Raw genomic sequence first — 704 nt, forward strand, 5'->3', positions numbered from 1 at the left:
CCTGCGCACGCCCCGGCCCAGGTGGCCGTACCGGTTAAACGGAACAACGCCCCGCCGGGTGGAAGGATCCGGCAACGCGGCTGCAGCCGTTCACCACCAGCGTGCTGGAGGAGACCAGCACCATCGACTTCATCACGATCATGACCCCCGAGAGGGTGCGCCTGACGCACCCCGATCCCCGGCAGCTGGGCGGCACCTACCTGGGCACCATCCCCACCGAGGCGCGCTCCCACGTCGAACAGTTCACCCGGGACGCTGGGCCCCTCGGTGCGCGCGATCGCCCCGGTGAACGATGAGCAGGGCCGCACCCTGGGCTGGGTGGCGGTCGGGGTGACGGTGGCGAACTTGGAGAACACCTACCGCAGCCAGCTGCCCAAGCTGCTGGGGCCCAGCGCGGTGGTGCTGGCGCTGGGGGCGGCCAGCTCCTGGTGGTTCTCCAAGTACATCCAGCGCGCTACCCTAGGCTTTGGCCCGCACGGGCTGCGCCGGCTCTACGCGTTCTATTTCTCCGCGCTGCATTCGGTGCGCGAGGGGCTGCTGCTGATGGACCGCACCCAACGGGTGGTGCTGTACAACGATGAGGCGGCCCGGCTGCTGGGCCTGCCCGCCACTCCCCCGCCCGACGGGTTTGGGATCGAGCAGCTGGGGGTGCCCGAAAGCCTGCGCGAGCTGCTCTCCAGCGCCCGCTCGGCGCGCGATGAGAT

The 704-nt window shown here is 70.3% G+C and carries 1 protein-coding gene and 1 pseudogene; both read left to right on the forward strand.

Annotation, left to right across the window (positions count from 1 at the left end; all coding sequences use genetic code 11):
- Positions 1-101: 101 nt before the first annotated feature.
- Positions 102-296, forward strand: coding sequence for a hypothetical protein (locus tag JCM19049_RS16590; protein WP_054822079.1), 195 nt, complete (start codon positions 102-104; stop codon positions 294-296).
- Positions 268-704, forward strand: a pseudogene (locus JCM19049_RS16595) (PAS domain-containing protein); the annotation flags it as partial. The gene JCM19049_RS16590 and the pseudogene JCM19049_RS16595, both read left to right, overlap by 29 nt.

The sequence above is a fragment of the Arthrobacter sp. JCM 19049 genome (assembly GCF_001310435.1).